This window comes from Salinivibrio sp. MA427 (assembly GCF_001996115.1).
Classification (GTDB): Bacteria; Pseudomonadota; Gammaproteobacteria; order Enterobacterales; family Vibrionaceae; genus Salinivibrio; species Salinivibrio costicola.
In genome coordinates this window covers 1-2,730 of sequence record NZ_MUFH01000311.1, presented here as the reverse complement: position 1 = coordinate 2,730, position 2,730 = coordinate 1, and the positions used below count along the sequence as shown (strand labels likewise).

General features: G+C 46.9%; 1 protein-coding gene and 2 pseudogenes. 2 read left to right on the top strand and 1 reads right to left on the bottom strand.

Features of this window, described 5'->3' with window-relative positions:
• Nucleotides 1–429: 429 nt before the first annotated feature.
• Nucleotides 430–1,296, top strand: a pseudogene (locus BZG79_RS13765) (IS630 family transposase); the annotation flags it as partial.
• 21 nt (nt 1,297–1,317) lie between these two features.
• Here BZG79_RS13765 and BZG79_RS13760 read toward each other — a convergent pair.
• Nucleotides 1,318–2,439 (bottom strand): ISAs1 family transposase, encoded by a 1,122-nt coding sequence (locus tag BZG79_RS13760; protein ID WP_077774685.1) that lies wholly within the window; start codon nt 2,437–2,439, stop codon nt 1,318–1,320.
• 104 nt (nt 2,440–2,543) lie between these two features.
• On the opposite strand from BZG79_RS13760, the pseudogene BZG79_RS13755 reads away from it, so the two are divergent.
• Nucleotides 2,544–2,717: pseudogene (locus BZG79_RS13755) on the top strand (IS630 family transposase); the annotation flags it as partial.
• Nucleotides 2,718–2,730: the final 13 nt, after the last annotated feature.

Genomic DNA, 2,730 nt, shown 5'->3' with positions numbered 1-2,730 from the left:
CTCATGTACAGGGTATAACAATAAGCGACCAAATATGCTACTAGGCAGCATCACTCCAATAATGAAATTGGAGCGCACTGATAAACCTCTACTTTTAACTTAGGTTAAAATGGGGATTATCGACTCCTGTAGCGAAAGCCAAAGCTATATACCCATGATCATTGAAGATGCTTGATTTTACGTAAAAACACGATCATGATTACCGCCTATGGAAGCGACTTTAACCGAAAAGCAGAAACGTGAACTTGGCAGCCAACACGGAACCACCCGTGATGGGCGTTGTTTCCTAAATCATTGAACTTATCATCCGAGCGGCGATCAGTTCATCAGAGCCTCAAAACAGGCTACAGATGATGAGCAAAGCCAAGTATACCCGTGATCATTGAAGATGCTTGATTTTACGTAGAAACAGGATCATGATTCCTACCTATGAAAGTGACTTTAACCAAACAGCAGAAGCTTGAACTCGACCGCCAACATGGGACGACTCGTGATGGGCGAGTGCGCGATCGTATCAAAGCAGTGTTACTCGCGTCTGAAGGTTGGAGCGCTGCGATGATTTCTCAAGCATTGCGTATTAACGAAACAACAGTACGGCGTCATCTTGAAGACTACGCAACTGCTGAAAAACTCAAGCCCGAGAATGGTGGCTCAAGCAGTCATTTGTCCGCTCCTCAAGCACTGGCCTTGATTGAGCATTTGACCGAACACACCTACTCCCACACCCACCAAATTGTCGCGTATGTTCAGTGTCAGTTTGGTGTGCGCTACTCCGTTGCTGGCATGAACAAATGGCTGCACCACAACGATTTTAGCTATAAAAAGCCTAAAGGCGTGCCGCATAAATTCGATGAGGCGAAGCAACACGCATTTGTCGACGCTTATGAAGCGCTCAAATCACGCTGCGGCAAAGATGAAGCCATCCTGTTTATGGATGCTGTTCATCCGACTCAAGCGACAAAAGTGACGCAAGGCTGGATACGCACAGGACAAGATAAAGCAATAGAGACGACAGGGAGCCGTAGTCGCCTCARTATTGTTGGCGCGCTCAATTTGTCAGACCTTGGTCACCCTATTATCGATGATTATGACACCGTTAACAGTGAAAATATTGTTCGATTTTTATGCAAAATAAGAGAGCGCTATCCGCTGAACCACAAAGTGCACCTTGTCTTGGATGGCGCGGGCTATCACCGCACTGASTTAGTGAAAGATGCGGCGTATGTACTCAATATAGAGCTTCATTATCTTCCRCCTTATAGCCCCAACCTCAACCCAATAGAGCGGTTATGGAAGGCAGGGCGAGCGCATGAGTGTTCATTTTTCAACCATCGCCGGTATGCCTGCGGCTAAAACCTTCTCTAAGAAGCTGGGATTCATGAGACAGCGCTTCTGTTTGGCCACCAAGCTGATCTTGGTCGGCTCAGCCCGCACCATGTTTGAGGCCATGTGTCGCAGACAGGCAAAGTTAGCGGCCCCATTGTCTTTATAAATTTGGCAGGCGTCTTCACCCATGTTGACATCCAATACCCAGTGCATGGATTCAATACCCCAATGCGAGCGGATAGCACGGCTTGCCTCATCGGCAGTCAGTGATTTTGAGCTGATATAGTAACGATACTCCAGCGACATCGGACGCCCTTTTTCGACACGCAAAGACTCAACCATGACAAGGCTTTGTAGTGATGGCAAACGGGTAAAGTCGCCTGATAAACACGCTTTAGCAAGCACATAGCACTGACGTGATTCAATACGACCGTGACCATATTCAAACTCGACATCGTCATTGAAGGTTCGACGTTGCTCACTGAATGCCGCGGTGATCGCGTTCGCTAGCTTGCCCTGGTTTTGTTTCACCGCTAATAAGTAATCGCCACCCTGCTCAAGAATCGTCTTGGCAATCGTCGTTTGGCAGGCCATGGCATCGATGGTGACCAGCGCACCGCGTAAATCGAGTAGGCGAATTAACTCGGGAATCGCACTGATTTCATTGCTTTTTTCTTCTGTCTTGAGCTGCCCAAGCACCAGGTGGTTTTCGCTGGCATACGCACTGACCATGTGGATCGTACTACTTCTATCTTCACGGTTGTAAGAGCCTTTCAGCGTTTTACCGTCGATCGCGACCACCTGACCATCCGTCATTTGATGGACAGCTTTCATCCAATCGATAAAGCAGGCTTGAAAGGCACTCGGTTCAATCGAAGAGATGGCACGAGCGATGGTATCGTCGGCAGGAATACCTTCTTCAAACATACCGTTACGCTTAAACCACTCATGGTGCCCGAGGATGTATTCTCGAATCTCGTACCATCCTTTCGACCCCGCAATCACCGCGCACAATGAAGCAAAAAGCAGGTCGAATAGCGGGTAGGTTATCTTGGCACTCTGGCGATTATCATCAACAGTGCTGAAGTAGTCTTTAAATGTATAGATATCCACGGTATCTATCCCGAACTATTTTAGAATCGGCCTATATGATCACAGCCAGAAGTGATCGTCAAACCGATCTTTTTTGGTTAAAAAACGTTCGCGATCTCGCCCTGTTATGGAAGGTCATGAACGAGYATGCAAGGAATAATCTCTATTTCAAAACTAAACGGGATTTTGCACAAGCGATTGACCGATTTTTTACTGTGACTCTTCCTGAGATCGCAGAGTCTTTGACGTCTCGTATTAACGATAACTTTCAGATGTTCAACCATGCATCTTCAAATTAATTGGGTATATAGA